The organism is Nocardia brasiliensis ATCC 700358, from assembly GCF_000250675.2.
In the GTDB taxonomy this organism is placed as follows: Bacteria; Actinomycetota; Actinomycetes; order Mycobacteriales; family Mycobacteriaceae; genus Nocardia; species Nocardia brasiliensis_B.
Map to the genome: position 1 here is coordinate 6,191,372 of NC_018681.1, position 25,557 is coordinate 6,216,928.

Annotated in this window: 25 protein-coding genes; 14 read left to right on the forward strand and 11 right to left on the reverse strand. The window is 69.1% G+C overall.

The features are described from left to right. Nucleotides 1-72: 72 nt before the first annotated feature. Nucleotides 73-498 (forward strand): MarR family winged helix-turn-helix transcriptional regulator, encoded by a 426-nt coding sequence (locus O3I_RS27255; protein ID WP_141692196.1) that lies wholly within the window; start codon nt 73-75, stop codon nt 496-498. A gap of 219 nt (nt 499-717) precedes the next feature. Further along, nucleotides 718-1,479 (forward strand): hypothetical protein, encoded by a 762-nt coding sequence (locus O3I_RS43040; RefSeq protein ID WP_014986227.1) that lies wholly within the window; start codon nt 718-720, stop codon nt 1,477-1,479. Between the two features lie 9 nt (nt 1,480-1,488). On the opposite strand, the gene O3I_RS27265 is transcribed toward O3I_RS43040, so the two are convergent. The 7 genes from O3I_RS27265 to O3I_RS27295 all read right to left on the reverse strand — a co-directional run bounded on the left by O3I_RS27265 (nt 1,489) and on the right by O3I_RS27295 (nt 8,429). After that, nucleotides 1,489-2,622 (reverse strand): mandelate racemase/muconate lactonizing enzyme family protein, encoded by a 1,134-nt coding sequence (locus tag O3I_RS27265; RefSeq protein WP_014986228.1) that lies wholly within the window; start codon nt 2,620-2,622, stop codon nt 1,489-1,491. Continuing rightward, entirely contained in the window at nt 2,619-3,998 is a 1,380-nt protein-coding gene (locus O3I_RS27270; RefSeq protein WP_014986229.1) for an aldehyde dehydrogenase family protein, read from the reverse strand. Before O3I_RS27270 ends, O3I_RS27265 begins: the two co-directional genes overlap by 4 nt. Then, complete coding sequence (locus tag O3I_RS27275) at nt 3,995-4,582, reverse strand: thiamine pyrophosphate-dependent enzyme (protein ID WP_014986230.1); 588 nt, start codon at nt 4,580-4,582, stop codon at nt 3,995-3,997. The genes O3I_RS27270 and O3I_RS27275 overlap by 4 nt, the downstream gene beginning before the upstream one ends. Before the next feature lies 1 nt (nt 4,583). After that, a complete protein-coding gene (locus O3I_RS27280) occupies nt 4,584-5,126 on the reverse strand; it encodes a Sulfopyruvate decarboxylase subunit alpha (protein ID WP_014986231.1) in 543 nt (180 codons plus the stop codon). 123 nt (nt 5,127-5,249) lie between these two features. Further along, nucleotides 5,250-5,969: a GntR family transcriptional regulator gene (locus O3I_RS27285; protein ID WP_014986232.1), complete on the reverse strand. Its 720-nt coding sequence runs from the start codon at nt 5,967-5,969 to the stop codon at nt 5,250-5,252. Nucleotides 5,970-6,047: 78 nt separating this feature from the next. Further along, a complete protein-coding gene (locus O3I_RS27290; protein ID WP_014986233.1) occupies nt 6,048-7,355 on the reverse strand; it encodes an MFS transporter in 1,308 nt (435 codons plus the stop codon). Nucleotides 7,356-7,577: 222 nt separating this feature from the next. Further along, nucleotides 7,578-8,429, reverse strand: coding sequence for a bifunctional 5,10-methylenetetrahydrofolate dehydrogenase/5,10-methenyltetrahydrofolate cyclohydrolase (locus tag O3I_RS27295; RefSeq protein WP_014986234.1), 852 nt, complete (start codon nt 8,427-8,429; stop codon nt 7,578-7,580). Nucleotides 8,430-8,686: 257 nt separating this feature from the next. On the opposite strand from O3I_RS27295, the gene O3I_RS27300 reads away from it, so the two are divergent. Continuing rightward, nucleotides 8,687-9,559, forward strand: a complete 873-nt coding sequence (locus O3I_RS27300) for a YdcF family protein (RefSeq protein WP_014986235.1) — start codon at nt 8,687-8,689, stop codon at nt 9,557-9,559. 81 nt (nt 9,560-9,640) lie between these two features. Next, nucleotides 9,641-10,441, forward strand: coding sequence for a putative protein N(5)-glutamine methyltransferase (locus tag O3I_RS27305; protein ID WP_014986236.1), 801 nt, complete (start codon nt 9,641-9,643; stop codon nt 10,439-10,441). A 4-nt stretch (nt 10,442-10,445) separates the two neighbouring features. Here O3I_RS27305 and O3I_RS27310 read toward each other — a convergent pair whose 3' ends face one another. Next, nucleotides 10,446-11,276, reverse strand: coding sequence for an SDR family NAD(P)-dependent oxidoreductase (locus O3I_RS27310; RefSeq protein WP_014986237.1), 831 nt, complete (start codon nt 11,274-11,276; stop codon nt 10,446-10,448). A gap of 32 nt (nt 11,277-11,308) precedes the next feature. After that, entirely contained in the window at nt 11,309-12,880 is a 1,572-nt protein-coding gene (locus O3I_RS27315; protein WP_014986238.1) for a succinic semialdehyde dehydrogenase, read from the reverse strand. Between the two features lie 148 nt (nt 12,881-13,028). Here O3I_RS27315 and O3I_RS27320 point away from each other — a divergent pair, with 148 nt between their 5' ends. Then, on the forward strand, nt 13,029-13,700 hold the full coding sequence (locus O3I_RS27320; protein ID WP_014986239.1) for a TetR/AcrR family transcriptional regulator: 672 nt from the start codon (nt 13,029-13,031) through the stop codon (nt 13,698-13,700). Nucleotides 13,701-13,768: 68 nt separating this feature from the next. Here O3I_RS27320 and O3I_RS27325 read toward each other — a convergent pair whose 3' ends face one another. Next, a complete protein-coding gene (locus O3I_RS27325) occupies nt 13,769-14,647 on the reverse strand; it encodes a ferredoxin reductase (RefSeq protein ID WP_014986240.1) in 879 nt (292 codons plus the stop codon). Nucleotides 14,648-14,761: 114 nt separating this feature from the next. Between O3I_RS27325 and O3I_RS27330 the strand changes: the two genes are divergently transcribed. The 9 genes from O3I_RS27330 to O3I_RS27370 all read left to right on the forward strand — a co-directional run bounded on the left by O3I_RS27330 (nt 14,762) and on the right by O3I_RS27370 (nt 24,508). Beyond that, entirely contained in the window at nt 14,762-15,427 is a 666-nt protein-coding gene (locus O3I_RS27330) for a TetR/AcrR family transcriptional regulator (protein WP_014986241.1), read from the forward strand. Between the two features lie 503 nt (nt 15,428-15,930). Then, nucleotides 15,931-16,980 carry a 3-oxoacyl-ACP synthase III family protein gene (locus tag O3I_RS27335; RefSeq protein WP_014986242.1) on the forward strand — a complete coding sequence of 350 codons (1,050 nt, stop codon included), beginning with the start codon at nt 15,931-15,933 and terminating at the stop codon, nt 16,978-16,980. Between the two features lie 8 nt (nt 16,981-16,988). Then, a complete protein-coding gene (locus O3I_RS27340; protein WP_014986243.1) occupies nt 16,989-17,903 on the forward strand; it encodes a hypothetical protein in 915 nt (304 codons plus the stop codon). After that, nucleotides 17,900-19,573 (forward strand): fatty acid CoA ligase family protein, encoded by a 1,674-nt coding sequence (locus tag O3I_RS27345; RefSeq protein ID WP_014986244.1) that lies wholly within the window; start codon nt 17,900-17,902, stop codon nt 19,571-19,573. Before O3I_RS27340 ends, O3I_RS27345 begins: the two co-directional genes overlap by 4 nt. After that, complete coding sequence (locus tag O3I_RS27350; RefSeq protein ID WP_014986245.1) at nt 19,570-19,836, forward strand: hypothetical protein; 267 nt, start codon at nt 19,570-19,572, stop codon at nt 19,834-19,836. Before O3I_RS27345 ends, O3I_RS27350 begins: the two co-directional genes overlap by 4 nt. Continuing rightward, nucleotides 19,833-20,882 carry an NAD-dependent epimerase/dehydratase family protein gene (locus O3I_RS27355; protein ID WP_014986246.1) on the forward strand — a complete coding sequence of 350 codons (1,050 nt, stop codon included), beginning with the start codon at nt 19,833-19,835 and terminating at the stop codon, nt 20,880-20,882. Before O3I_RS27350 ends, O3I_RS27355 begins: the two co-directional genes overlap by 4 nt. A gap of 31 nt (nt 20,883-20,913) precedes the next feature. Next, nucleotides 20,914-22,113, forward strand: coding sequence for a hypothetical protein (locus tag O3I_RS27360; RefSeq protein ID WP_014986247.1), 1,200 nt, complete (start codon nt 20,914-20,916; stop codon nt 22,111-22,113). Then, a complete protein-coding gene (locus O3I_RS27365; RefSeq protein ID WP_014986248.1) occupies nt 22,110-24,224 on the forward strand; it encodes an MMPL family transporter in 2,115 nt (704 codons plus the stop codon). Before O3I_RS27360 ends, O3I_RS27365 begins: the two co-directional genes overlap by 4 nt. Before the next feature lie 83 nt (nt 24,225-24,307). Then, the gene (locus tag O3I_RS27370) at nt 24,308-24,508 is read left to right on the forward strand and encodes a hypothetical protein (protein WP_041562907.1); all 201 of its coding nucleotides are present in this window, start codon (nt 24,308-24,310) and stop codon (nt 24,506-24,508) included. Nucleotides 24,509-24,524: 16 nt separating this feature from the next. Here the strand turns inward: O3I_RS27370 and O3I_RS27375 are convergent, their stop codons facing one another. Then, nucleotides 24,525-25,553: an NAD(P)/FAD-dependent oxidoreductase gene (locus tag O3I_RS27375; RefSeq protein ID WP_041564440.1), complete on the reverse strand. Its 1,029-nt coding sequence runs from the start codon at nt 25,551-25,553 to the stop codon at nt 24,525-24,527. Nucleotides 25,554-25,557: the final 4 nt, after the last annotated feature.

Here is a 25,557-nt window from a genome sequence, read left to right on the forward strand (position 1 = left end):
TCCGAGGAACTACGTCATGAAACTGAGCATGACTCATAATTGTTCCCGAAACAATGAGTTATGCTCAGAATCATGGAGACCGCCGAGACCGACCTCCCCGAACTGTTCCTGCGCGCGGCCAAACGTATCCGCCGCAATCAGTCGTCCCGGCTCGCCCCGCTCGGCCTCACCCCTGCTCAGGCCCGCGCCTTGCGGATCATCGGCCACCAGCAAGAACCGCTGCGAATGACCGCGCTGGCCGACCGGCTCGGGATCGTGCCCCGCTCGGCGACCACCGTCGTCGACGCGCTCAGCGCCGCAGGTCTGGTGCACCGCACGACCGATCCGGCCAGCCGCCGCGCCACCCTCGTCACGCTCACCGACGCCGGTCGCGCCACCCTCGGCCGCATGGCCGAAGCACGTCGCGAAGCCGCCGAGGAACTCTTCGCGACCCTCACCCCGGAGCAGCGCGAAACCCTGCGCACTCTGCTGGCTGCCCTGGACACCGCAACCTGCTAGCACTGTCGACTTGCCCGATCCCCGGGACTCGATTCAGTCAATTCGCCCATTTCGCGAGACTTACCGACCGGTACCTCCCCGATCAGCGGGTACGCCCGCAAATGAGCAGTATTCTGCCCGGGGCGACGGCGTCGCCGGCGGGACTTGCGGGTCCGAGCGTTGCTGCATTCCGGGAACGCTGCGGATAACCTGGCGGTATGACCTGAAGAAGGTGGGGCGATGGATCGACCGGAGATGGGCTCACGGCCCGACAACGATTACGGGCGGGGGCCACAGATGATGCGACGCGGCGAGCCGGACCAGCAGTCCGGACCCGACGACCGATATCAGGGGGCGTACTCGGATTGGATGGACCGGCTGCCGGAACCGGAGCCCGGGCCGGCCTACGAACCCGGTTACGAGTCCGGCTATTTCGAAGACGAGTTCAGCGGGCTGATCGACCGGTCCCGCGGCAGGCGTTCGGCGAGGCGGTGGCTGATCCCCGCGCTGGGCGTGGTCGTGGTCGGCGCGCTGGCGGCCGTCGCGTTCGTGGTGTTCGGCGGCAACTCCGCACCGGACACCTCGGCCGCGCCGACGCAGACCCTGGTGCCCGCCGCCGCGCCGGGCGCACCGTGCGAGGCCGAGCGGGTCGGTAACCGGATCAAGGGCAACGATCCGGGTGGATTCGATTCCGGCCCGGCCGCGATCTTCGCTTTCCAGCACGCGTACTACGTCGCGCGTTCCGGCGAAGAAGTCCGTGCGGCCACGACCCCCGATGCCGCGGTGGAGTCGGCCGAGGCCATCCAGCGCGGTATCGACAGCATCCCGGCGGGCACCACCTACTGCGTCGCGATCACGCCGGGCGCGTTCGCCGGGCAGTACATGGTGGTGGTGACCGAGAACCGGCCCGGCCGCACCCCGGTCACCTACAACCCGCAGCTGGTCACCACCACCAAAGACGGCGCGCGCACACTGATCAGTGCCATCAGTCCCGGCCAATGAGCCGGAGCGTCAGGCGAATTCGTACTCGGCGACGGCCCGCTCGTCGAATTCGATGCCGAGCCCGGGACGCGACGGGATGTGCACCTGGTTGGCCCCGTAGCGCAGCCGGGTCTCGGGCGTGAGCAACCGTTCGAAGTTGTAGATGCCCTTCTCCAGCGCGAAGTACTCGACCACGAGCGTGTTGCTCACCGCGCCGCACAGGTGCACGTGCAGGTTGTGGTGCCAGTGCGGCGCCATCTGCAAGCCGAAGGCGTCCGCGGCGTGCGCCACCCGCAGCCATTCGGTGACGCCGCCGACCACACCGGCGTCGGCCTGCAGGATCGCAGCCGCATTCGATTCGATGAGCTGACGGAATTCCCAACGCGTCTGGTGGATTTCGCCGGTGGCGACGGGGGTGCGGATCTGCGCGGCCAGTTCGCCGTGCCCGGCGATCGCGTCCGGGGCGAGCGGTTCCTCGAACCACCACAGCCCGTGCTCGCCGGCCGCGCGCTCGAAAGCCTCGATGGCGGTGCGGGCTTCGTGCACGGAGCGGTAGGCGTTGTTGGCGTCGAGCGCGAGCCGGCCGGTGTCGCCGATGGCCTCGATCGCGGCGGCCACCCGGCGCGCGTCCTCGGCCACGCTCAGGCCGCCGACCTTGATCTTGTGATCGGTAAAGCCTTGGCCCGCATTGAATTCGATCTCCTTGCGCACCGCCTGCGTCCACTCGCCCTCGTCGGGCCGGTAGTAGCCGCCCGACGCGTAGGCGGGCAGCGGCGCCGTCGCGCCGCCGAGCAGGCTCACCAGCGGCAGGCTCGCCCGTTTCGCGCGCAGATCCCACAGCGCGATGTCGATCGCCGAGAGCGCCCGCAGCACCGCGCCGCGCCGGCCGGCCAGCAGCGCCTCCTGATAGGCCAGACTCCACAGGCCGGACACGTCGTTGTGGTCCGCGCCGAGGTACACCGGGGCCAGCACGTCATCGATCGCACACTTGGTGAGCATCCCGCCGCTGGTCCCGGCGTAGGTGTAACCGATCCCGGTGGCACCGCTGTCGTCGGTGATCTCGACCAGCACGTAATGCCGATCGGTCAAGTCGCGGTTGGACATTCGGGTCGGCTTGTCGACCGGGATACCGACGACGCGGGCTCGGACACGGGTGATGGTCATCGACTGCTCCTCGCGGAAGAGGCGGTGCGTACCGCCTGGATGTTGGCGAATTCGGTGGCGCCGTAGCTGCTCAGCTCCCGGCCGTGCCCGCTGGCCTTGACCCCGCCGACGGGCAGGCGCGGGTCGGATTCGGAGATGCGGTTGACGAAGACGGAACCCGCCGCGACCCGGTCCGCGAGTTGCTGTACCCGCCCGAGGTCTTCGCCCCAGATCGAACAGCTCAGGCCGTAGGCGGACGCATTGGCGGCCGTGAGGGCCGCGGCCGCCGAAGCGACCGGCAGCACCGCGCCGAGCGGGCCGAAGGTTTCCTCTTGGAAGGCAACGGCATACGTGTCCGGCACGGTCACGATCGTCGGCGGGAACCAGGCGCCCGGCCCGGAATCGGCAGCGCCGCCGGTCAATACCGTGCCGCCCGCGGCCAGCGTCGCGGTCAGCTGCCTGCGCAGCTCGTCGCGCAGGTCGGCTCGCGCCATCGGCCCGATATCGATGCCGGGCAGCATCGGGTCGCCGACGACGAGCTGGTCCAGCTCGGCCACCATGGCGTCGGTGAAATCGGGAAAAACACGCTGTTCGACGATGATTCGTTTCGCGGCGATGCAGCTCTGCCCGACGTTGAGGAACCGGGAGCGCACCGCCGCGGCCGCGGCGGCCGCGATATCGGCGTCGGACAGCACGATGAACGGATCGGAGCCGCCGAGTTCCAGCACGACCTTCTTCACCGCCGCGCCCGCGCGCGCACCGACGATCGCGCCGACCCGGTTGCTGCCGGTGAACGCGACGGCGGCGATGCGGGCGTCGTCGATGAGCGGGCCGATCCGGTCCGGCGGCAGCATCACACTGGTCAGCACGCCGGTGCCGCACACCTCGTCGAACAGCCGCTGCACGGCGACGGCGCAGCCGGTGACATTGTCGGCGTGCTTGAGCAGCACCGTGTTCCCGATCGCGAGGGCGGGCAGCATCGACCGGAACACCTGCCAGAACGGGTAGTTCCACGGCATGATCGCGAGCAGCACGCCCAGCGGCCGGACGCGGATCTGCCCACTCTCCGGGAACACGTCGACCGCTTGCGGCCGCAGCAGGTCGGCGACCCGGTCGGCATAGTAATCGCAAGTGGCGGCGCACTTCTCGAGTTCCGCCGCGGCCTGGGTGATGGGTTTGCCCATCTCGGTGGTGATCAACGCCGCCAGCATCGGCGCGTCGGCGCGCAGGCGGGCGGCCAGCAGGCGCAGCCGGTCGGCCCGGTCCGCGACCGGCTCGTCGGCGGCCCGGCGCGCGGCCGTGACGGCCCGGTTCAGCAGGGTGGACAGCTGATGGTCGGGGGTGAAAGCGTAAGCCTCGAGCGGGTTTCCGGTGGCCGGGTCGATCGTGGTGATCATCGGGCCGCCTCGGTCACCCGGGCCGCCAGCCAGTCCTGGAACCGGCGGCCGAGCACCACCGGATTCTCCAGCAGCTTCGGCACACCGGTCGCGTTGCCCACCGCGATGCGCACATGCAGGAACACCGGGCCGTCCAGGGTCAGCGATTCGGCGAGCCGGGCCGACAGCTGTTCGGGATCGGCGGCCCGCAGCACGGTCCAGCCCGCCGCGGTCGCCAACTCCCCCAGGTCGATGCGCGAACCGTAGGTCGGCAGGTTCGCGGTCGCGCCGTAGACGCCGTTGTCCAGCAGCACCAGCACCAGCTTCGAGGGGCGCAGGAACCCGCCCGTGGCAAGCACATTCGGGTTCATCAGCAGGGAACCGTCACCCTCGACGGTCACTACCTTCGGCACCCCGGTATCGGCGAGACCCAGGGCGATCCCGGTGGCCACCGAACCGGCCAGGCCCATCGCATCGAGCAGATACAGGTGGTTCGGACGGTCGGCGACCGCGGCCAGTTCCCGGCTGGAGGCGGCGCAGGTCACGACGACGGGCAGGTCGGCGGTTTGCGCGGCGAGCAGTCGCAGGGCGTCGATGCGTTGCATGTCACGCGGCCTTTCCGTCGGTCGCCCAGAAGTGGGCGAGCACCACCACCGGCCGAAATGTCATGCGCGCGTGTACGCCCGCCTCGGTTACCACCTGTTCCCAATCCGAAGCCGTACTGCGCCGGTCCACTTCGAAGAACGGGAGCCCGAAACGCGCGAGCACGCCGGGAACGTGCTGGCTGAAGGTGTGGATCATCGAGTTGTATTCGCCGAGGCCGCCGCGCGTGTTCGCGACGATCAGCAGCGGCAGGTGGTAGGCCAGGTTGAAGGTGGTCAGCGCGGTCAGCGCGTTACCGAAGCCGTTGTCCTGCATGACGATCGCGCCGAGCTTGCCGGTGAGCGGCAGTGCGCCGAGCACGCCCGCCGCCTCCTCCTCCCTGGACAGCGGAAAGACCCGCTCGGACCGGCCCGCCGCACCCCCGCTGGTCTCCACCAGCGCATTGATGACGGGCGCCACGCTCACCGACGGCACGTACCCGACCAGATCCACCTCCGCCGCCCAGATACCTCTGGCGACCGACGCCGCATAAGAGTTGGAATTCACGAATGTCCCTTCGCCGGACCAGCTGCCGAGTAGCAGCCCACTTGATATGAGAAACATACTACTCGCCATTAGTAGCATGCAACTCTCATTTAGAGGTCGGCCACGGGACGGCAAAGAGGCCGGTCAGTAGGTGACTTGGTCGCCTTCGGGGACCGAGACCGAGACCCAGCGGCGCCATTCGCCGACCAGGCCGCGATTGTCGGCGCTGCTGTGCGCGACGAGCAGGTCGCCGGAGCGGACCAGATGCTTGCGCATCGCGCGTTCGGCCGCGACGCCGTCGCGTTTGCGCAGGGCGTCGATGATGTCCCAGTGGTCCTTCAGGGCCGTGTCCACGGTCTGATACCGCGGCACGCTGTGCCTGCCGTCCAGGGCGAGCGTCTGGCGCAGTTCGGCGACGAACTTGGCCAGCCGGCGATTGCCGCTGGCCTCCAGGATCAGTTCGTGCAGGCGTTCGTCGGCGGCGAAGTATTCGGCGCCGCCGTCGGCGGTGCGTTCCATGATCCGGTATTCGGCCAGCATCGCCTCGTCGTCGCGGCTGGTCATCACCGCCGCGGCGCTGCGACAGGCCGGCGGCTCCAGCAGCACGCGCAGGCTGCACAGGTCGACGATGCCGCGCCCGTCCTGGCCGAGTATGCGCGCGCCCCGATTGCGTTCGATCTTGACCAGACCCAGATCGGCCAGCTTCAACAGCGCCTCGCGCACCGGCGTCCGCGACGCCCCGAACCGTTCGCCCAGTTCACGCGACGAATACAGCACGCCACGCTCGAGCCGCCCCTGCCGGATCGCGTCCCGGATCTCGGCCGCGATCTGCTCGGACTTGCTGTCTACCGCATCCTCCGACAAGGCACCTCTTCAATGGACCGACGCAACGGGAAAACGCCCGTGGCACAGCGGCCCCGGGCGATTCACCAGCATAGTCGCTCAGGCGCTCGGCACCTTCGAGGCGCGACGCGCCTTCGACCGCACCGCGATCGCGCCGACCACGCCCAGCGCGCCCACGTTGGCCAGGATCATCACCGCGATCGCGAAACTGGTGTGCCCGCCGGACGCGTCCTTGATCCAGCCGAACGCGTACGGACTGACGAACCCGGCCGCGTTGCCGAGCGAATTGATCAGCGCGATACCGCTGGCCGCGCCGACCCCGGCCAGATACGCCGTCGGCACCGCCCAGAACAGCGGCTTCGCCGTCTGCGCCGCCATGGTGGCCACGGTGATCGCGGTGAACGCGAGCAGCGGCGAGCCGAGCGCGAACGCCGTCACGGTGAACGCGACCACCGAGATCGCCAGGGCGACCAGCACCGGTTTCGAGGACCGTTCGTCGCGCACCAACCGCCCGGTCACATACATCCCGATCGCGGCGAGCAGGAACGGCACCGCCGACAGCCAGCCGATCTGCGTGCTGCTCAGGCCGTGCCCGACCTCCTTGACCACCGTCGGCATCCAGTACGCCAGCGGGTACGCACCGCACAGCAGCAGGAAGTAGGCCAGACACAGCGCGAGGACGCGCTTGTTCCGCAGTGCGGCGAGATGCCCGGCGGGAGCGGTCTGCGCGCGTTCGGCGTTCTCGGCCGCCAATGTCTCGGTGAGCCAAGCCCGTTCGGCGTCGCTGAGCCATTTCGCCTGCGCGGGCGTCTCGGTGAGCCCGAAGAAGAACACGACGCCGAGCAGCACCGCCGGGATGCCGCCGACGATGAACACCCAGCGCCAGCCGTCCAATCCCAGTGCGCCGTCGAAGGTGTCGAGAATCCAGCCGTTGAGCGGGCTGCCGAGCACGCTGGCCACCGGGATCGCCACCATGACGGTCGAAATCACTTTGGTGCGTTCGGCATTCGGATACCAGCGGGTGAGATACACGATGATGCCGGGGAAGAAGCCCGCCTCGGCCACGCCGAGCAGGAAGCGCAGCAGGTAGACCATCTCCACGTTGACCGCGAACGCGGTCAGGGTCGCGATGATGCCCCAGGTCACCAGGATCCGGCTGAGCCAGATCCGCGCGCCGACCTTGGTCATGATGATGTTGCTCGGTACCTCGGCGAGCACGTAGCCGACGAAGAAGATGCCCGCGACGAACCCGTACTGGGTCGCGCTCATCCCGAACGTCTCTTCCATCCCGAACTTCGCGAAGCTGACATTGATCCGGTCGATGTAGCTCACGATGTAGCCGATCACCAGCAGCGGCACGATCCGGCGGGTGATCTTCCGGATCGTATTCGCCTGCAGCACATCCATTTTTCTTTCCTCCACAGCACAGAGCCAAGCTGCGATGGCATGCCACTTGCTTAAGTAACATGTCTCACTTGATGAGTAGCATGCTACTCATGCTGTGACCTGACGCACAAGAGTTTCACGACAGCCACGATCGGAGGGCGGAAATACGCCGACGGCCGGACCCGGGCCTTGCGGGCCGGGTCCGGCCGTCGGAAGTGCCGAGGGAGCTGCGCCTCGGAAAGGTCAGCGGCGGGCGCGCTCCGCCGCGACGACGACGTGCCGCATCAGCAGGGCGGTGGTCACCGGGCCGATGCCACCGGGGACCGGGGTGAGGGCGGCAGCCTTGCCGCGCACCGATTCCGCGTCGACATCGCCGACGATGCCGCCGTCGGCGGCCTCGTTGGTGCCGACGTCGACCACCACCGCACCCTCGCGGATGTGCTTGCCGGTGACCAGGCCGATCCGGCCCGCGGCGGCGACGACGATATCGGCGGTCGAGGTGACGGCGGGCAGATCGGTGGTCTTCGAATGGCAGACGGTGACCGTGGCGTTCTCCGCGAGCAGCAGCTGGGCCAGCGGCTTGCCGACGATATTGGAGCGGCCGACGACCGCGACATGCTTACCGGCGAGCGGGACCTGATGGTGCTTCAGCAATTCGACGACCGACTCGGAGGTCGCGGCGACGAAACCCTCGAGCCCGGAGGCGAGCAGGCCGAGCGAGAGCGGGCTCACCCCGTCGACATCCTTCGGCGCGGCGATCGCGGAACTCACGTCCTCCAGCGCGATGCCCGCGGGCAGCGGCGTCTGCAGCATGATCCCGTCGGTCGCAGGATCCGCGCTGCGCGCCGCGAGTTCCGCGCGGATCGTCTCCGCACTCGCATCGGCACCGAGATCGACAGTATCGCAAGCGATTCCGAGCCGCTCGGCGGCCTTGCGCAGCGAGTTGACGTACCAGGCGCTGGCCGGGTCGTCGTTCGCCACGATCAGCGCCAGGCGCGGTGCGGCACCGGACTCGGCGTGCGCGGCGGCGCGCTGCTTGGTGTCGGCGTTGAGGGCGGCGGCGAGTTCCTTGCCGGTCAGCGAAACGGTATCCACGTTGTGACACCTTATCGGGCGCGCGCGGCGGGACCGCCCAACGGCTCCGGCCCGCGCCGAAGGCGCATCGGACATCTGCGGCAAGTCGCCCGCCGACGGCGCCCGGTTTGTCCGCGTGCCCAAAAATCAAACTCAGAATCCCCCCGGTTAATACGTGATTTCCAGATCAACCCGCCGTATGGTGGGCACTGCTTGCCCCCGGCTAACTGCCAGCACGTGCCCAACCCGGTTTGATTCGCGGAAAGGTGTCGACTGTAGTGAAGATCTCGAGGCACTGGACACATCTCGCCGCGACGGTGCTCGCGGCGCTCACCCTCACCGCGCTGTCCGCGGTTCCGGCCGCGGCCGGACCGGAGACGGACGCCCTCTACAACTCCGCCCAGCGCAACTTCACCGACGGTGACGACGTCGCGGGCCGCGCCGACCTGCGCAACCTGATCGGCGCGGACCCCAACGACGCCGAAGCCCTTGCCCTGCAAGCGATCTGGTCGCACTACGCGAACGACCTGCCCGCGCTGGCCGACGCGATGGCGCGGTTGAACCTCCTCGATCCGCAATTGGCGGCGGGTACCAACAATGTGCTCGGCGCCATCGGCGCGGCGGTCGGCACGCTGCCCAACCCGATGCCCGCGCTGATCGGCCCGGAGACCGGGATCGTCGTGCTCGGCTACGGGCTGCTACCGGACGGCGCGCTGCGCCCCGAACTGGTGAATCGCTTGATCGCGGCCTGGCTGCAGTCGATCGCGGCACCGTTGTCGCCGATCGTGGTGACCGGCGGCAACCCGCAGAACGGGATCGCCGAGGCCGATGCCATGGCCGGTTGGCTGATCGGGCACGGGGTACCGCCGACTCGCATCCACGTGGAGAACCGGGCCGGCTCGACCGTGCAGAACGCGTTGTTCGCCACCAGGATGTTGCGCGATGTCGGCGCGACCAGCGCGGTGGTGGTCACCTCCCCCAACCACATCCGGCGCGCGGTCGCCGATTTCATCGTCGCGGGCACCCGGGTGGTCGGCGCGACCACGTCGCTGGATCAACTGGTCTCGCAGCTGCCGCCGCCCTCGCGCCAATCGCAGCGCGGCATCTACCTCGACGCCACCCGCACCTTCCAACTGGATACCGCACGCTGACCCCGCTGGGCGGCTCCGTGCGCGAGGTCACCGAATAACCGCTGGCCAGACCTGATCCGGGCACGGCAGTATGGCCGGGTGATGGCAGGCAGAACCGAGGTGGTCGCGACGCTGCGGGCGGCGGGATGCGTTTTCGCCGAGGACGAGGCCCGCCTGCTCACCGCCGCCGCGGCCGACACCGGCGCCGATCTGGACGACCTGGTGGCCCGGCGGGTGGCGGGCACGCCGCTGGAGCACCTGCTCGGCTGGGCCGAGTTCCACGGCTTACGCGTCGTGGTCGCGCCGGGCGTCTTCGTGCCGCGGCAACGCACCGCGTTCCTGGTCGAGGAAGCGGCCGCGCTGGCTCGCACCCGGACCCGGCATCAGATGGTGGTCGATCTGTGTTGCGGCTCAGGCGCTTTGGGCTTGGCCCTGGCCACCATCCTCGCGGCCGAGCAGCGGCCCGCGACGCTGGCCGCCGCCGATATCGATCCGGTCGCGGTGGACTGCGCGCGCCGCAACCTGACCGCGCTCGGCGCCCCGGTCTATCAGGGCGACCTCTTCGATCCGCTCCCCGAGGAACTGCTCGGCTGCATCGATATCCTGCTCGCCAACACCCCGTACGTTCCGTCCGACATGATCGCGCGGATGCCCCCGGAGGCCAGGGACCACGAACCGCGCGCCGCGCTGGACGGCGGGCCCGACGGTCTCGACATCTTCCGCCGCGTCGCCGCGGGCGCGCGGTCATGGCTCGCCCCCGGCGGCCACCTGCTGGTGGAAGCCGATGCGGCACAGACAGAATCCGCGCTCGCGGTGCTGGCCGAGCACGGTCTCGCCGGCCGGATCGCCACCTCGCCGGAGCAGTACGCCACCGTCGTGATCGGCACCAAACCGACCGGGTGAGGCGCTACTTCTTGCGGCCGGTGAACTGGTCCATGGAGTGGTAGACGCCGACCGAGTTGAGGAACAGGTCGCGCAGCTTGATCGGGAGCAGCCCGGAGATCGCCTTGTTGAGCCGTGAGGTCCAGGGCAGGATCACCAGCGGCGTCCCGTTCTTCATCTCGCGCCACGAGGTGTCCACCACCTCGTCCTGCTCCAGGATCGGCGTGAACAGGAAGCCCTTCGCGCCGTCGAACATGCCGGTGTTGATGTAGGTCGGGCAGACGGTGGTCACCTTGACGTGCTGGTGACCCGCCTGCTCGAGTTCGATGCGCACCGAATCGGACCAGCCGAGCGCCGCCCACTTGGACGCCGCGTAGACGCTCATCCGCGGATTGGACACCAGACCCGCCGACGACGCGATGGTCAGCACGCGCGCCTCGGTCGAGCCGGCCACCATGGCGGGCAGGAATTCCAGCGTGACGTACATGGGGGCGTGCGCGTTGATGGCCATCGTCTGCGCGATATCGGCCCGGTTCTCGGTGTCCCAGAAGTAACTGTTGCCGCGCACGATGCCGGCGTTGTTGACCAGGATGTCGATGCCGCCGACCTCGGCGCGGACCGACTCCGCCGCCTCGGCGATGGCCTGCGGCGCCGACACGTCGACCACGAAGTGGTGGATGTCGCCGCCCTGCGCGGTCAGCTCGGCGGCGGTCTCCTTCAGCGCCACCTCGTTGATGTCCCACAGCACTACGGCGGCCGCGCCCTCGCGCACCGCGCGTTCGGCGAACAGCTTGCCCAGGCCCATGGCGGCACCCGTGACGAGCACCCTCTTACCCGCAACCGTGTCGAGTTTCATCCGTCCCCTGTCTTTGCTCGGTATCGCCGGAGTCATTTCTGGCGCAGTGTTTTCATGACGCCGAAGTAGAGCGTCATGGTTTTGGCCCACAGCTGTTCGGACATGCCGGGCAACGGCGCGATCGGCAGCACCCGCTGCACCGCGATGGTCTGGGTGTCGATGTATTTCAGCAGGCCCTCGGGGCCGTGCCGGCGACCGGTGCCGGAGATGCCGAGTCCGCCCGACGGCGCGTCGGCACTGCCCCAGGCCGCGATGAAGCCCTCGTTGACGTTCACCGATCCGGCGTTGATCCGGGCCGCGACCGCGCGGCCCCGCTCGGTGTCCTTCGTCCACACGCTGGCGTTGAGGCCGTAGGCGGTGTCGTTGGCCTGTTCGACCGCCTCGTCGTCACTGGCGACCCGATAGATCGAGACGACCGGGCCGAAGGTTTCCTCGCGATACACCGTCATACCGGGACGCACCCCGCTCAGCACGGTCGGCTCATAGAAGTACGGCCCCAGCTCGGGGCGCGCCCGGCCGCCCGCGAGCACCGTCGCGCCCTTGGCCACCGCGTCCTCGACATGCGTTCGGACCGTGTCCAATTGGCGTGGGAAGGTGAGCGAGCCCATGTCGCTGTCGAAGTTCAGGTCCGCGCCGAGCGTAATTTTCTCGACGTGCCCGACGAATTCGCGGACGAACTGGTCATATACCTTCTCGTGCACATAGATTCGCTCCATCGATTCGCAGAGCTGCCCGGCCGACGCGAAGCAGGCGCGAATGGCGATCTTGGCCGCCCGCGCCACGTCGGCGTCGGCCAGCACCACCAGCGGGTTCTTCCCGCCGAGTTCGAGCGAGTAGCCGATGAGCCGCTCGCCCGCCTGTCGCGCGATGGTGCGGCCGGTGGCGCTGGAACCGGTGTAGTCGACATAGTCTGCGCGGCCGATCACCTCGCCGCCGATCACCGAACCGCGGCCGAGTACCGCCTGCCACAACCCTTTCGGCAGCCCGGCCCGTTCGGCGGCGTCGATCGCCCACAGCGCGATGAGCGCGGTCTGGTTGTCCGGTCGCGCCACCACCGCGTTGCCCGCGACCAGGGCGGGCAGCGCGTCGGAGACGGCGAGGGCGAGCGGGTAGTTCCACGGTGAGATGACCGCGACCACGCCCTTCGGGCGGTGCCGCACGTCGACCCGGGTCAGCACCGGCAGCACACCGCGTGGCTTGCGGGTGGCGAGCAGTTTCGGGGCGACCTGCGCGTAGTACCTGGCATTGACCGCGACATCGCCGACCTCGTCGAAGGCGTGCGCCCGGGACTTGCCGGTCTCGGTCTGCACGATGTCGAGCACGACATCCTGCTCGGCCAGCACGATGTCGTGGAAGCGACGCAGCACGGCGGCCCGCTCCCGGACCGGGCGGCGCGCCCATTCCTGCTGCACCGCCCGCGCGGTCGCGAAGGCGCGGTCGATATCGGCGACCGAGGACTGGGGCAGATCGGCGATCTTGCGTCCGGTGGCGGGGGCGAACACCTCGACGGCGGGCGCGCCGCCCGCGACGGCACGCTCGAGCAGGGGCTGGACCAGCGCCGACGGCAGGGCGTCGGCGGCAGCCAGCGGGGAGGCGGTGGTCATCGTCGGCCCTCTCGATCTGCGTGCCATTAACTGAACACTAGTGTTAGATTAATGGACATGCCGCGCTTCGTGTCAAGCTGTTCGTCATGGAACACAGACATGGCAGGCTGCCGACTGTGAGGCAGCACCATGGGGGTGGCGCCGCGTCGTGACCGAGGCGACCACGCGGCGGGGCCGCCCGCCGCAGACCCGGGAGCAGGCCGAGGAGGTGCGCGCCCGCATCGTGCTGGCCACCGCGGAAGTGTTCACCCGCAACGGTTCTCGCGGACTGAGCGTCGCGCAGATCATCGAGCAGGCCGGGCTGGCCAGGCCGACCTTCTACCGTTACTTCGGCAACGCGACCGAGCCGCTGCACGTCCTGCTGGAAACCTCGAACGCCGGGCTGGTCGACGGTATCGCCGCGGCCCTCGCCGGCACCGACGAACCCGTCGAGCTGGGCATCCGGCTGATCGACGCCTATCTGGCCTGGGCCGGCGGGCACGGCGCGATGCTGCGGCCGCTGTTCGCCGAACTACACGACCCCGCCTCGCCGGTGTCCGCCTACCGGGAACGCGCGCTCGACGACATCCGAAACCTGGTCCGCGCGACCTTCACCGAGCTGGGCCGGCCGGTCCCGAGCCCGATCGACCTCGACGCGGCCCTGCACGTCTGCGAGTACGTCGTCTATCGGATCTCGTCCGGCACCGCACCCGGCGCGGAGCCCGATCCGGCGACCGTCGCCGAGGCCCGGCTCACCATGATCCGGGTGCTGCTGACCACCCTCGGCACCCGCGCCGATCTCGCGTATGCGCTGGATCTGCCCGGTATCTTCCCGCACTGACCCGAGCGCACTCGTACGTTTCAGCCCCGCGAACCCGGCGAGCGTCGTTGATCGCCGAGTCCACAGGTTCATTGGGATGCGTTGTCCCGCATCGGCGCCGGGGCGAAACGTTCGGTATGCACGGTGGCGGTCGGGTCGTGCAGGGCGAGCAGTTCCCGGCCGGCCTCGGCGAGCACCGGCGGGCCGCAGACGTACACCGCGGCGCCCGTGGGTGTCTGCGCGAAGATCATGCGCGGATCGGGCAGGCCGAATTCGTCGTCTGGGCGTACCACCACATCCCCGCCGGTGAGCCGGGCCAGCTCGCACAGGAACGGCATCCTGGCCCGCGATCGGCCGAAATACATGAGCCGCCAGGGTGTTCCGGCGCGCTCGGCGGCAACGACCATCGGCAGGATCGGCGTGATTCCGATCCCACCGGCGACGAATAGATAACGCGCAGCGGCCAGCAGCGCAAAGGCGTTGCGCGGCCCACGGATCGGCAGCCGGTCGCCGACGCGCAACCGCTCGTGCACCTCACGCGAGCCGCCGTCGCCGTGCTCGAGATAGCGCACCGCGATGCGGTAGTACTCCCGGTCGGCCGGGTCGTTCGTCAGCGAATACTGCCGCAGCCGACCGGACGGCAGACACAGCTCGATATGCGCCCCTGGCGTCCAAGCGGGCAAGGCATCCCCATCCGGATCGCGCAGCCGCAGGCTGACGACGCCGTCGGCCTCGGGCTCGATCCGGTCGACGACGACCTCGAAACCGTTGCGGCGCAGTGACTGCGGTAATGTCTCGGCGAGCATCGCGGGACGTTGCCCGGCCGGCTGCACCGGCCGCCGCAGCGCGACGCGCGGCGTGATCGTCGGCTCGCCGGAGCGGAAAGCGGCTGGGCCCGTACCGAACTCGAAGGTCACGGCGCATGTGCGACGCACCTGCGGCTGATCGACGTAGCCAGTAGAGCCCATCTCGCATCCTCATCTCTGATCGGCGAAGCACAAGCGTTCTCGCAATCTATTGATGACATCAAGTGCTGTCAACATCACCCGATGTCGACATCGGAGCTGTGAGAAGATGGCGCCATGGCCGCCGAAGACGACGGAGCGATCCCCGGGATGCGCCGCTGGCGTGGCCGGTCCCCCGCCGCTCGGGTCGCCATGCGCCGCGACCAGCTGATCGAGGCGTGCACCGAACTGATGGCGACGATCGGCGCGGCGGACACCTCGATGCGCGGAGTATGCAGGCAGGCCGGGCTCACCGAACGCTATTTCTACGAGAGTTTTCCCAATCTCGACGCATTGCTCACCACCGTGCTCGACACCGTGGTGCTCGGCGCCCGGGACCGACTACTCGCGGCGTTACCCTCGGCCCCGATCCAGCGCGCCGCCATGTTCCGGCACCTGGTCACCGTGTTCACCGACTACCTCACCGAGGATCGGCGCCGCGGCCGGATCATGTTCGTCGAATCGCAGGCCACCCCGGTGCTCATGCCCCGCGCCAACCAGCTCATCGGATTATTCACGGCGCCGATCGCCTTGACGATCGGCGCCGGCGACTACACCGACCCCGGACCCGACGAGCACGACAGCGCACTCAACGCCAGCGCCATCTTCGGCGCGCTGGCCTATCTCTACCGGCCCTGGCTGGACGGCGAGATCCCGGTCTCCCGAGAACGATTCGACGAGCACGCCGCGACCGTGCTGGAAAACGTTGCCCGAGTGCGCTCTTCGGCCAATTCAGCCACCTAGGGCAAGAATTCATCCGATGTATCCGGCGGTCGCCGATCGCCCCCTCCCCAGCCGCGAACACGGGTTCCCTTCAGCCTCAACACAGTTGATGACGCGGCAAGCATCACCCGGTGCAGGCGGTCGGCCGACGATCGCGTGTGACTCGCAGTGAAGTCACTCACATCCGAGATCCGGAGGTACCGCAGGCCGAGCCGCCGCGGCGCAGTTAGCTAAAAGTTAGCCATATCCGCCAGCGCGCCCAACCGGGACGATCGGCCCAACTCCGGCGCCGGACCGTCAAACCTGTTGCAGACGACGGAAATTTACCCGCGCGCGCCGCTGTCATCGCACCATAGCCAGCCGGTCACCAGTTAGTGATACCTCACGGCACACATACTCGAAAATGCATGCGCGACTGGACATGTGGGCCGAGGCGGTTGTTGTTACCGTCGGGTAGTGTCCGACGCACCGAAGATCAGAGACGATCGCGGAACCGTATTTTCTCCACGATTTCAGGAGCGCGCGTGTCGCATTCTCGATTCGAATCCATCGGCGCCTATCTGCCTTCGAATGTCGTCACCACCCAGGAGCTGCTCTCCCGGCTGCAGGAACCTCCCTCTTTCGATCTCGAGAAGATCACCGGCGTCAAGGAACGTCGCGTGCACGACACCAGGCCGGAGTCGTACGAGGACTCGTTCGCGATCGCGATGAAGGCGGCGCAGGACTGTCTGTCCAGGTCACGATACGACGCCGCGGAACTCGACGTGATCATCTCCACCTCGATCACGCGGAGCAACCACGCCACCCGCATGTACATGGAGCCGTCCTTCGCGGGGTCGATAAGCCGCCTTATCGGAGCGCAGAAGGCCATTACTTTCGACGTTTCCAACGCGTGCGCCGGAATGCTCACCGGCACCTACATTCTCGATCGGATGATCCGTTCCGGGGCCGTGCGCAACGGCATGGTGGTCAGCGGCGAGGCCATTACTCCGATCGCCGACACCGCGGTCGCGGAGATTTCCGAGAAATACGATCTGCAGTTCGCCTCGCTCTCGGTGGGCGACTCGGGCGCGGCGGTCGTGCTCGACCAGGCGGTGGACGACGACGACAAGATCCACTACATCGAGTTGATGACCGCCTCGGAGTACTCGCACCTGTGTCTCGGCATGCCGAGCGACAAGAGCCAGGGTGTTGCGCTGTATACCGACAACCGCAAAATGCACAACGAAGACCGCTTCCTTTTGGGCACCAACAGCCAGATCAACTATCTGGAAGCCCAGGGCCGCACCTTCGCCGACGAGAAGTTCGACTACGTCATCCACCACCAGTTCGGCGCGGCCGCGATTCCGTGGATGAACGCCATCTGCGAGCGCGAGTTCGGCACCCCGATGCCGCCTGATCTGCGGGTCATCGAGAAGTACGGAAACACCTCCACCACTTCGCATTTCATCGTTCTGCACGATCAGCTCAGCGAGCAGAACATTCCGGCGGGCTCGAAGCTGCTGATGATCCCGGCCGCCTCCGGCATCGTGACCGGCTTCCTGTCCACCACCATCTCGTCTCTGAAGGTCTGAGGTCAGCCATGGGCGTTCGCATCAAATCCACCGGCGTCAGCCGCGCCGAAGACACCAACAGCAGCGTGGAGAACAGCGGCCGCGCCGCGAAGCAGAGCCTGGAGCGGGCCGGTGTCCGGCCCGATCAGGTCGGCGTGTTGATCAACGCCGGGGTGTTCCGGGACTCCAACACGGTGGAACCGGCCGTGTCCGCGCTGATCCAGAAGGCGGCGGGCATCGGCCTCGAATACGCCAAGGACGATCCGCGGACCTTCTCGTTCGACCTGATGAACGGCGCGACCGGCGTGCTCGACGCGGTCGGTGTGGCCACCTCGATCCTGGAGACCGGCAGCGCCGAGCACGTGCTGATCGTCTCCGGTGACGCGCATCCGTCGATGACCCGCAAGGCCGCCACCGACGACTTCCCTTATGCCGCTTCGGGTGCCGCGCTGCTGCTGGAGCGCACCGACGAGCCCGAAGGCTTCGGCCGGGTGCACACGGTGAACGGCGAGGGCACGCCCGCCGTCGAGGCCTACGTCGACACCGCGACGATGGGCAGCGTCGGGCGCGGCCTGATGACGGTCGAGCGGGAGCCGGACTTCGCCGCGCGACTGCTGAACGTGGCCGTCGAGGCCGCGCTGGCCGCGCTCAACGAGGCCGGCCACGGCGACCTGTCGGGTACCGCCCTGATCGCCTCGACGCCGACCGCCGAGTTCCCGCTGCAACTCGCGGACGCGCTCGGGATCGACGAGGACGCGGTGCGCACCCCCGACCTGACCGACGGCGACCCGCACACCGCGGCGCTGCCGCAGGCCTACCACCGGGCCGTCGTGGACGAGACGCTGCGCGAGTTCGGCCACGTGCTGTTCGTCGCCGCGGGCGCAGGCCCGTCGGCCGCGGCGGTGCTGTACCGGCTGCCCGCGCTCGCCGGGGCGACTGCGTGAGTTCGGCGACCTACTGGCAGGCCATCGACCGGTTCCGCGCGTTCGCGCGCGCGGAACCGGATCGAGAAGCCGTCATCTACCCGGTCGGCACGGATGCCGCGGGCCTGCCTGCCTACCGCCATGTCAGCTATCGCGAGCTCGACGACTGGTCCGAGACCATCGCCGAACGGCTCACCGCGTCCGGCGTCGGGTCCGGTACCCGCACCATCGTGCTCGTGCTGCCCAGCCCGGAGTTGTACGCGATCCTGTTCGCGCTGTTGAAGATCGGCGCCGTGCCGGTGGTGATCGATCCGGGCATGGGGCTGCGCAAGATGGTGCACTGCCTGCGTGCGGTCGAGGCGGAGGCGTTCATCGGCATCCCGCCCGCGCACGCGGTGCGCGTGCTGTTCCGCCGCAGCTTCCGCAAGGTTCGCACCACGGTGACGGTGGGCAAGCGGTGGTTCTGGCGGGGCGCGAAGCTCTCGGCGTGGGGCACCACACCCAGCGGCGCCGCGGTGGACCGAGTGCCCGCCGACCCCGGCGACGTGCTCGTCATCGGATTCACCACGGGCAGTACCGGACCCGCCAAAGCGGTGGAGCTGACCCACGGCAATCTGGCGTCGATGATCGACCAGGTGCACACCGCGCGCGGTGAGATCGCGCCGGAGACCTCGTTGATCACCTTGCCGCTGGTCGGCATTCTCGATCTGCTGCTCGGATCCCGCTGTGTGCTACCGCCGTTGATCCCGAGCAAGGTCGGCTCGACCGACCCCGCCCATGTCGCGCACGCCATCGAAACCTTCGGTGTGCGAACGATGTTCGCCTCACCCGCGCTGCTGATTCCGCTGCTGCGCCACCTGGAGCAGCAGCCGAACGAGCTGAAGACGCTGGCCAGCATCTATTCCGGTGGCGCGCCGGTGCCGGACTGGTGCATCGCGGGCCTGCGCGCGGCGCTGACCGAGGACGTGCGGATCTTCGCCGGATACGGGTCCACCGAGGCACTGCCCATGTCGCTCATCGAATCTCGCGAGCTGTTCGACGGCCTGGTCGAGCGGACGCACCGCGGCGAGGGCACCTGCATCGGGCGACCGGCCGACCGGATCGACGCCAGGATCGTCGCCATCACCGATGACGCGATCCCGACCTGGGCACAGGCCGAGGAACTGGCCGGTGACCTCGAGCAGTCGCGCGGCATCGGCGAACTCGTCGTCGCCGGGCCCAATGTCAGCACGCACTACTACTGGCCGGACGCGGCGAACCGGCAGGGCAAGATCGTGGACGGGGACCGGATCTGGCACCGCACCGGCGATCTCGCGTGGATCGACGACTCGGGCCGCATCTGGTTCTGCGGGCGCAAGAGTCAGCGGGTGGTCACCGCCGACGGGCCGATGTTCACGGTTCAGGTGGAACAGATCTTCAATACCGTTGCGGGCGTGGCGCGCACGGCACTGGTCGGCGTGGGCGCGCCGGGCGCGCAGCGGCCGGTGCTGTGCATCGAACTGAAGCCCGATGCCGAGGGCGCCGCGGTCGGGGCGGCGCTGCGGGCCCGCGGCGCCGAGTTCGACCTCAGCCGGCCGATCGCCGATTTCCTGATCCACCCCGGCTTCCCGGTCGATATCCGGCACAACGCCAAGATCGGGCGCGAGCAGCTCGCGCAATGGGCGGGCGAGCAGCTGGGAGTGCGCGCATGAGCGTGAAAACGACGGCACTGCGGGCGATTCCGGTGCTCGGCTGGGTCTACCTGGCGGGCGGGCTCGTCGCGGCGGCGACGGACCGGGTGCCCGCGAACCGAGTGCTGCGCGCCGCGTGGTGGATCGACGCGTTCCTGAGCATCGTGGTGCACGCGGCGCAGATCCGGCCCGCGCTGCGCGCGGCCGAGGGGTCGGGCCGCTCCCCGCTCGAAACGGCCGTACTGACGCAGATCTTCGGAATGACTTGGTGGCGAACGCAATGAGCAAAGTACTGGTCACCGGCGCGTCCGGTTTCCTCGGCGGCGCACTGGTGCGCAGGCTGGTCCGCGACGGCGCGCACGATGTGTCGATTCTGGTGCGGCGCACCAGCAATCTGGCCGATCTCGGCCCCGACGTGGACAAGGTCGAGCTGGTCTACGGCGATCTGACCGATGCCGCGTCGCTGGTGCAGGCCACCAGCGGGGTCGACATCGTGTTCCACAGCGCCGCCCGGGTCGACGAGCGGGGCACTCGCGAGCAGTTCTGGCAGGAGAACGTCCGAGCCACCGAGTTGCTGCTGGACGCCGCGCGTCGCGGCGGCGCGTCGGCGTTCGTGTTCATCTCCAGCCCCAGCGCGCTGATGGACTACGACGGCGGCGACCAGCTCGACATCGACGAGTCGGTGCCGTATCCGCGCCGCTACCTGAACCTGTATTCCGAGACCAAGGCCGCCGCCGAACGTGCGGTATTGGCCGCGGACACCACGGGTTTCCGGACCTGCGCGCTGCGCCCGCGGGCGATCTGGGGCGCGGGCGACCGGTCCGGCCCGATCGTGCGGCTGCTCGGTCGCACCGGCACCGGCAAGCTGCCCGATATCTCGTTCGGGCGCGACGTATACGCCTCGCTGTGCCACGTCGACAACATCGTCGACGCGTGCGTCAAAGCCGCGGCGAGCCCGGCGACGGTGGGCGGCAAGGCCTATTTCATCGCCGACGCCGAAAAGACCAACGTGTGGGAGTTTCTCGGCGCGGTGGCCGGCCGGCTGGGGTATGAACCGCCGAGCCGCAAGCCCAACCCGAAGGTGATCAACGCGGTGGTCGGCGTCACCGAGACCATCTGGCGAATCCCGGCCGTGGCGACCCGCTGGTCGCCCCCGCTGTCGCGCTATGCCGTCGCGCTGATGACGCGCAGCGCGACCTACGACACCGGCGCCGCCGCACGCGATTTCGGCTATCGGCCGGTCGTGGACCGCGAGACCGGACTCGCCGGCTTCCTCACCTGGCTCGAAAAACAGGGTGGGGCCGTGGAACTCACCCGCACGCTGCGCTGACCCTCGGCGAAAGCCGCGATCGGAGGCCCTCATGACCAACGACACCGTCTTCCGCAGGAAGATCTCGCCCACCGAGCGGCTGTACTTCTTCACCCGCGAGGTGACGCCGCCGTTCCTGATGCATCTCGCGGTGCACGGCGACGGGGCGATCGACCCCGCCGCCCTGCAGCGCGCCGTCGACGTGGCCTCGGCCGCGAACCCCGGCGCCCGGCTGGTCCGGGACGGAAAGTATTGGGTGGACAGCGGTGTCGCGGCCGCGGTCCGGGTGGTGCCGGACTGGACGCTCGACTACGCCGCGCTGGAGAACGACGCGGTGCTCAACAGCCCGATCGGCCCGTCCCCCGAGCGGACCACCGAGGTGCTGTTGCTGACCGGGGCCGAGACGACCATCGTGTTCCGCGTCTTCCACGGCGTGATGGACGGCATGGGCATGCGCATGTGGGCCGACGACGTGCTGCGCGCGCTGCGCGGCGCCGAGCCGGTGGGCGCCCCCGACGCGATCGCGGACACCGAACTGGTCGCGCAGGTCGGCGCGCCGGGCAGGCAGACGCTGGTGCTGCCGACCTACCGGGCCGCCATCGGCACCGGCCGCCAGGATCCGACCGCGGTGCGCTGGTTGCTGCGGCACCGCACCATCGACGGCACCGGCAAGGGCATCGTCGCGCGGGTCGCGGCGATCCTCGCCGCGGAGGCGGGGGTGAAGTCCCGCTTCATGATTCCGGTCGACCTGCGCCGCCACGATCCCGCGTTGCGCTCCACCGGCAACCTCGCGCTGCCGCTGTTCCTCGACGTCCGTCCCGGCGAAGGCTGGGAGTCGGTGAGCGCTCAGATGCGTACCGGCCTGCAGGAGCGGCGCGAGCTGAACCAGCTCGACAACGGTGGCCTGTCGAAGTTCCCGCCCGCCGTCATCCGCGCGGTGCTGCGGGCGAGCAACTGGCTCGGCGCCCGGCACAACCGGAACATGGTCTCCGCCACGGTGTCCCATATGGGCAAGGTCGATCTGGACGAGCTGGCCGTGCCCGGCTGGACCCCGACCACCATGCGGGTGCTGCCCCAGCACACCGGCTCGATGCCGCTGCTGTTCGGCATGGTGGAGGTGCGCGGACGGATCGAGCTGATGGTCTCGGCGCGCAACGGCGCGGGCATCGAAGCGCGGCTGGAGGCGCTGCTCGACAAGATCGCGCACACCCTGGAAGCCGAACTCGCACCGCAAGATTCGCCGGTCCGATGACCGCCTGGGCACGATTCGTCAGCGCCCGGCCACGGACGGTGCTGGCCGTCGTGGCCGGGGCGATGCTGCTGTTCGGGCTGCTCGGCATGAACACCGCCGACAAGGTGAGCGCCGCCGGATTCATTGATCCGCACAGCGAATCCGCCGCGGTGGACCGGCTGGTGCGCGCGCACTTCGGCCCGCAGACCCCGGACGCGGTCGCGCTCTACACCGCACCGGCCGGGCAGACGCTCGACGATATCGGCCCCGCGGTGCAGCGGTCGCTCGCTCGGATCGACCCCGCGCTGCTGCAACGACCGGTCGAAACCTATTGGAACAGTGTGCCGCCGCGCAAACAGTTCCTGCGCTCCGCCGACAACCGGCAGGCCCTGGCCGCAGTGTATCTCGCCGGCGACGACAACCGCCGGGTCGCCGCCTACCCGGATATCGAAGCGGCACTGCGGGTTCCCGGCATCGACACGAAGCTTTCCGGCTACAGCGCACTGGCCACCCAGATCAACAAGCAGTCCCAGCACGACCTGGTGCGGGCCGAATCCCTTTCGCTGCCGCTGACACTGCTGATCCTGGTGCTGGTGTTCGGCGGGGTGGTCGCGGCCTCGTTCCCGGTGGCGGTCGGCGTGCTCGCGGTGCTCGGCGCGATGGGCACCATCCGGGTGCTCACCGAGTTCACCGAGGTCAGCACGTTTGCGGTGAATATCGCCTCGCTGCTCGGCCTGGGCATGGCGATCGACTACGGCCTGTTTCTGGTGACCAGATTCCGCGAAGAACGCGCGAACGGGCGCGAGCTGACGGCGGCGATCGAACGCACCTGCGCCACCGCGGGCCGCACCGTCGCGTTCTCGGCCCTGCTGCTGATCTGTGCGTTCGCGGGCACTTTCGTCTTCCCGCAGGCCGTGCTGCGCTCGCTCGGCTTCGGCGCGATCGCGGCGGTCGCACTGGCGGCCGGACTTTCGCTGACCGTGCTGCCCGCCATGCTCGCCCTGTTCGGCCATCGCATCGGCAAGGCCGCGGAAAAGGATCAGACCGAACGCTTCTGGGGTCGCATGGTGGACGCCGTGCTGCGCAGGCCGGGTCTGGTCACGGTGGCGGTGGGAGTTGTGCTGGTACTGCTCGCGCTGCCGCTGACGGGTGCGAAACTCGGCGATATCGACCATCGCGCGCTGCCCGTCGGCAACGAGATGCGTACCACCGTCGAGGAACTCACCGCCGGCTTCCCCGCCGCGAGCAGCGGTGTCACCGCCGTCCTGCAGGGGGAGAACGGACCACCGCAGTCGGCGGCCGTGGACGCGGCGAACACCGCCCTCGCCCGGGTCGAGGGCGTCGGTCAGGTGCTCCAGGTCGGCCGCGCCGACGATTTCGTGGTCTTCCACCTCTTCCTCGATGCCACCGACCGCAGCGAAAGGGCCACGGCGACGGTCGAAGACCTGCGCGCGCTGACCCCACCGGACGGCACGGCGCTGCGCCTCGGCGGCGACACCGCCGCCACCCTGGACAGCGTGCACTCCATCGTGCGCGGCATGCCGTGGATGATCCTGGTGATGGTGGCCGCCACGGTTCTGCTGCTCGCGGCCGCGTTCCGCTCGATCGTGTTGCCGCTCAAGGCGGTCGCGATGGCCTTCCTCAGCCTCGCCGCCACCTTCGGCGTACTCACCTGGATCTTCGGCGACGGCCACCTCGCGGGCGTGCTCGGCATCAGCCCCGGTCCGCTGGCCGCCGGCATGCTCGTGCTGATCATCGCCGTCGTGTTCGGACTGTCCACCGACTACGAGGTATTCCTGCTGTCCCGCATGGTCGAAGCGCACGCCGCGGGCGCCGACACCGCCACCGCGGTACGTGTCGGCACGCTCAAGACCGCCCGCGTCATCACCGCCGCGGCCACCCTGCTGGTCATCGTCACCGGCGCTTTCACGCTCTCGCCGTTGACGCCCATGCGTTTTCTCGGCCTGGGCATGATCGTCGCGCTGCTGATCGACGCCACGCTCGTGCGCATGCTGCTGGTGCCCGCGCTGGTGAAACTGATGGGCCCGGCCAACTGGTGGCACCCGTCGCGTCGCCCGCGGCGGGTCGCCGCCACGGTCGACCGGGTGCAGGAGTCCACCTCGATCGGCTGAATCGCGGGTATTTCCAGAAAGATCGCGCGCCACGCCGCAGCGAAGATTGCAATACATCCGATCACTCCGCAGGCTTGGCACCCATGTCCGCCGCCTGCCCCGCCTGCTCCTGGCCATCGCCGATGCTCGTCTCCCGGCATGGGGCGGTGCGCTATCTGCGCTGCGTGTGCGGGAGATTCCTGGTGGCGCACGGGGACGGGGTGAACCTGCTGAGCGGCCGAAGCGCTTGCGCCGCACCGAAGGTCGCCGAGCATCTGGAGTTGATTCCGCTGCCCGACGCCTGACGGACCTCCGAGGGGTTCACAGTCCGTGCCGGTGCTCGCCGGACACCAGCTCGGCGACGCGCGCTTCGTTGCGCGCCGAGAACGGATCCTCGACCGAGCGCCGGTAGGCCGCGACGGCGACGCGGGTGTCCGCGCCGACCAGATCGGCGTTGAGCTGCGCCGCGGCGAATGCTCCTGCGGCCGCGGCATTTCCGACCTGCGCCCCTGGATCAGTGACATTGCCCGCGGCCCAGACCCCGGCCACCTCGGTCCGTCCGGTGGCATCGACCGGAAGGTGCACGCCGAGGCCGGACGGATGCGCCACCGCGCGCAGGCCGATCCCGTCCAGGAAACCGGCGCGCGCGACCATCCTCGGCTGCACGGTCAGCACGGCGCGCTCGAACACCGTGCCGTCGCTCAGGCGTACACCGGTCAGCCGATCGCCGGTGACGACCAGTCCCGCCACCTCGCCCGGCACCACCTTGATTCCGCGCGCCGCGAGCTGTTCGGCCGCCTCGCCGACCGGCGGCGCCGTGGTGTGCGCGAAGAACACGACATCGCTGCTCAACTGCCGGAACAGCAACGCCTGGTGCACCGCCATCGGCCCGGTCGCCAGCACGCCGATGGCCTGGTCCCGGACCTCCCAGCCATGGCAGTACGGGCAGTGCACGAGGTCGCGGCCCCACCGCTCGGACAGGCCCGGGATCTGCGGTAACTCGTCCACCAGCCCGGTGGTCACGAGCAGTCGCCGGGCGCGGAACGTGCGGCCATCGGTCAGCGTCACCACGAATCCGTCGACGGCGCCGGTCACCGCTTCGACCTCGCCCGCCAGCACCTCGCCGCCGTAGCCGCGCACCTCCGCCCGGCCCAGCCCGAGCAATTCGCCGGGCGGCATCCCGTCGCGCGCGAGCAACCCGTGCACGCCTTCGGCCGGTGCGTTGCGCGGGTCGCCCGCGTCGATCACCAGCACCGACCGCCTGGCCCGCGCCAGCATCAGCGCACCGTTCAATCCGGCGGCACCGCCGCCGATCACCACCACGTCGTAGCCGTCTTGCTGTTCAGTCACCGTG

Coding starts and splice junctions, on each gene's coding strand:
- O3I_RS27355 (WP_014986246.1), top strand. CDS start 19,833: ATGAGCAAAGTACTGGTCACCGGCGCGTCCGGTTTCCTCGGCGGCGCA.
- O3I_RS27305 (WP_014986236.1), top strand. CDS start 9,641: ATGGCAGGCAGAACCGAGGTGGTCGCGACGCTGCGGGCGGCGGGATGC.
- O3I_RS27365 (WP_014986248.1), top strand. CDS start 22,110: ATGACCGCCTGGGCACGATTCGTCAGCGCCCGGCCACGGACGGTGCTG.
- O3I_RS27340 (WP_014986243.1), top strand. CDS start 16,989: ATGGGCGTTCGCATCAAATCCACCGGCGTCAGCCGCGCCGAAGACACC.
- O3I_RS27290 (WP_014986233.1), bottom strand. CDS start 7,355: ATGGATGTGCTGCAGGCGAATACGATCCGGAAGATCACCCGCCGGATC.
- O3I_RS27275 (WP_014986230.1), bottom strand. CDS start 4,582: ATGCAACGCATCGACGCCCTGCGACTGCTCGCCGCGCAAACCGCCGAC.
- O3I_RS27330 (WP_014986241.1), top strand. CDS start 14,762: ATGGCCGCCGAAGACGACGGAGCGATCCCCGGGATGCGCCGCTGGCGT.
- O3I_RS27265 (WP_014986228.1), bottom strand. CDS start 2,622: ATGACCATCACCCGTGTCCGAGCCCGCGTCGTCGGTATCCCGGTCGAC.
- O3I_RS27270 (WP_014986229.1), bottom strand. CDS start 3,998: ATGATCACCACGATCGACCCGGCCACCGGAAACCCGCTCGAGGCTTAC.
- O3I_RS27255 (WP_141692196.1), top strand. CDS start 73: ATGGAGACCGCCGAGACCGACCTCCCCGAACTGTTCCTGCGCGCGGCC.
- O3I_RS27315 (WP_014986238.1), bottom strand. CDS start 12,880: ATGACCACCGCCTCCCCGCTGGCTGCCGCCGACGCCCTGCCGTCGGCG.
- O3I_RS27360 (WP_014986247.1), top strand. CDS start 20,914: ATGACCAACGACACCGTCTTCCGCAGGAAGATCTCGCCCACCGAGCGG.
- O3I_RS43040 (WP_014986227.1), top strand. CDS start 718: ATGGATCGACCGGAGATGGGCTCACGGCCCGACAACGATTACGGGCGG.
- O3I_RS27325 (WP_014986240.1), bottom strand. CDS start 14,647: ATGGGCTCTACTGGCTACGTCGATCAGCCGCAGGTGCGTCGCACATGC.
- O3I_RS27310 (WP_014986237.1), bottom strand. CDS start 11,276: ATGAAACTCGACACGGTTGCGGGTAAGAGGGTGCTCGTCACGGGTGCC.
- O3I_RS27350 (WP_014986245.1), top strand. CDS start 19,570: ATGAGCGTGAAAACGACGGCACTGCGGGCGATTCCGGTGCTCGGCTGG.
- O3I_RS27370 (WP_041562907.1), top strand. CDS start 24,308: ATGTCCGCCGCCTGCCCCGCCTGCTCCTGGCCATCGCCGATGCTCGTC.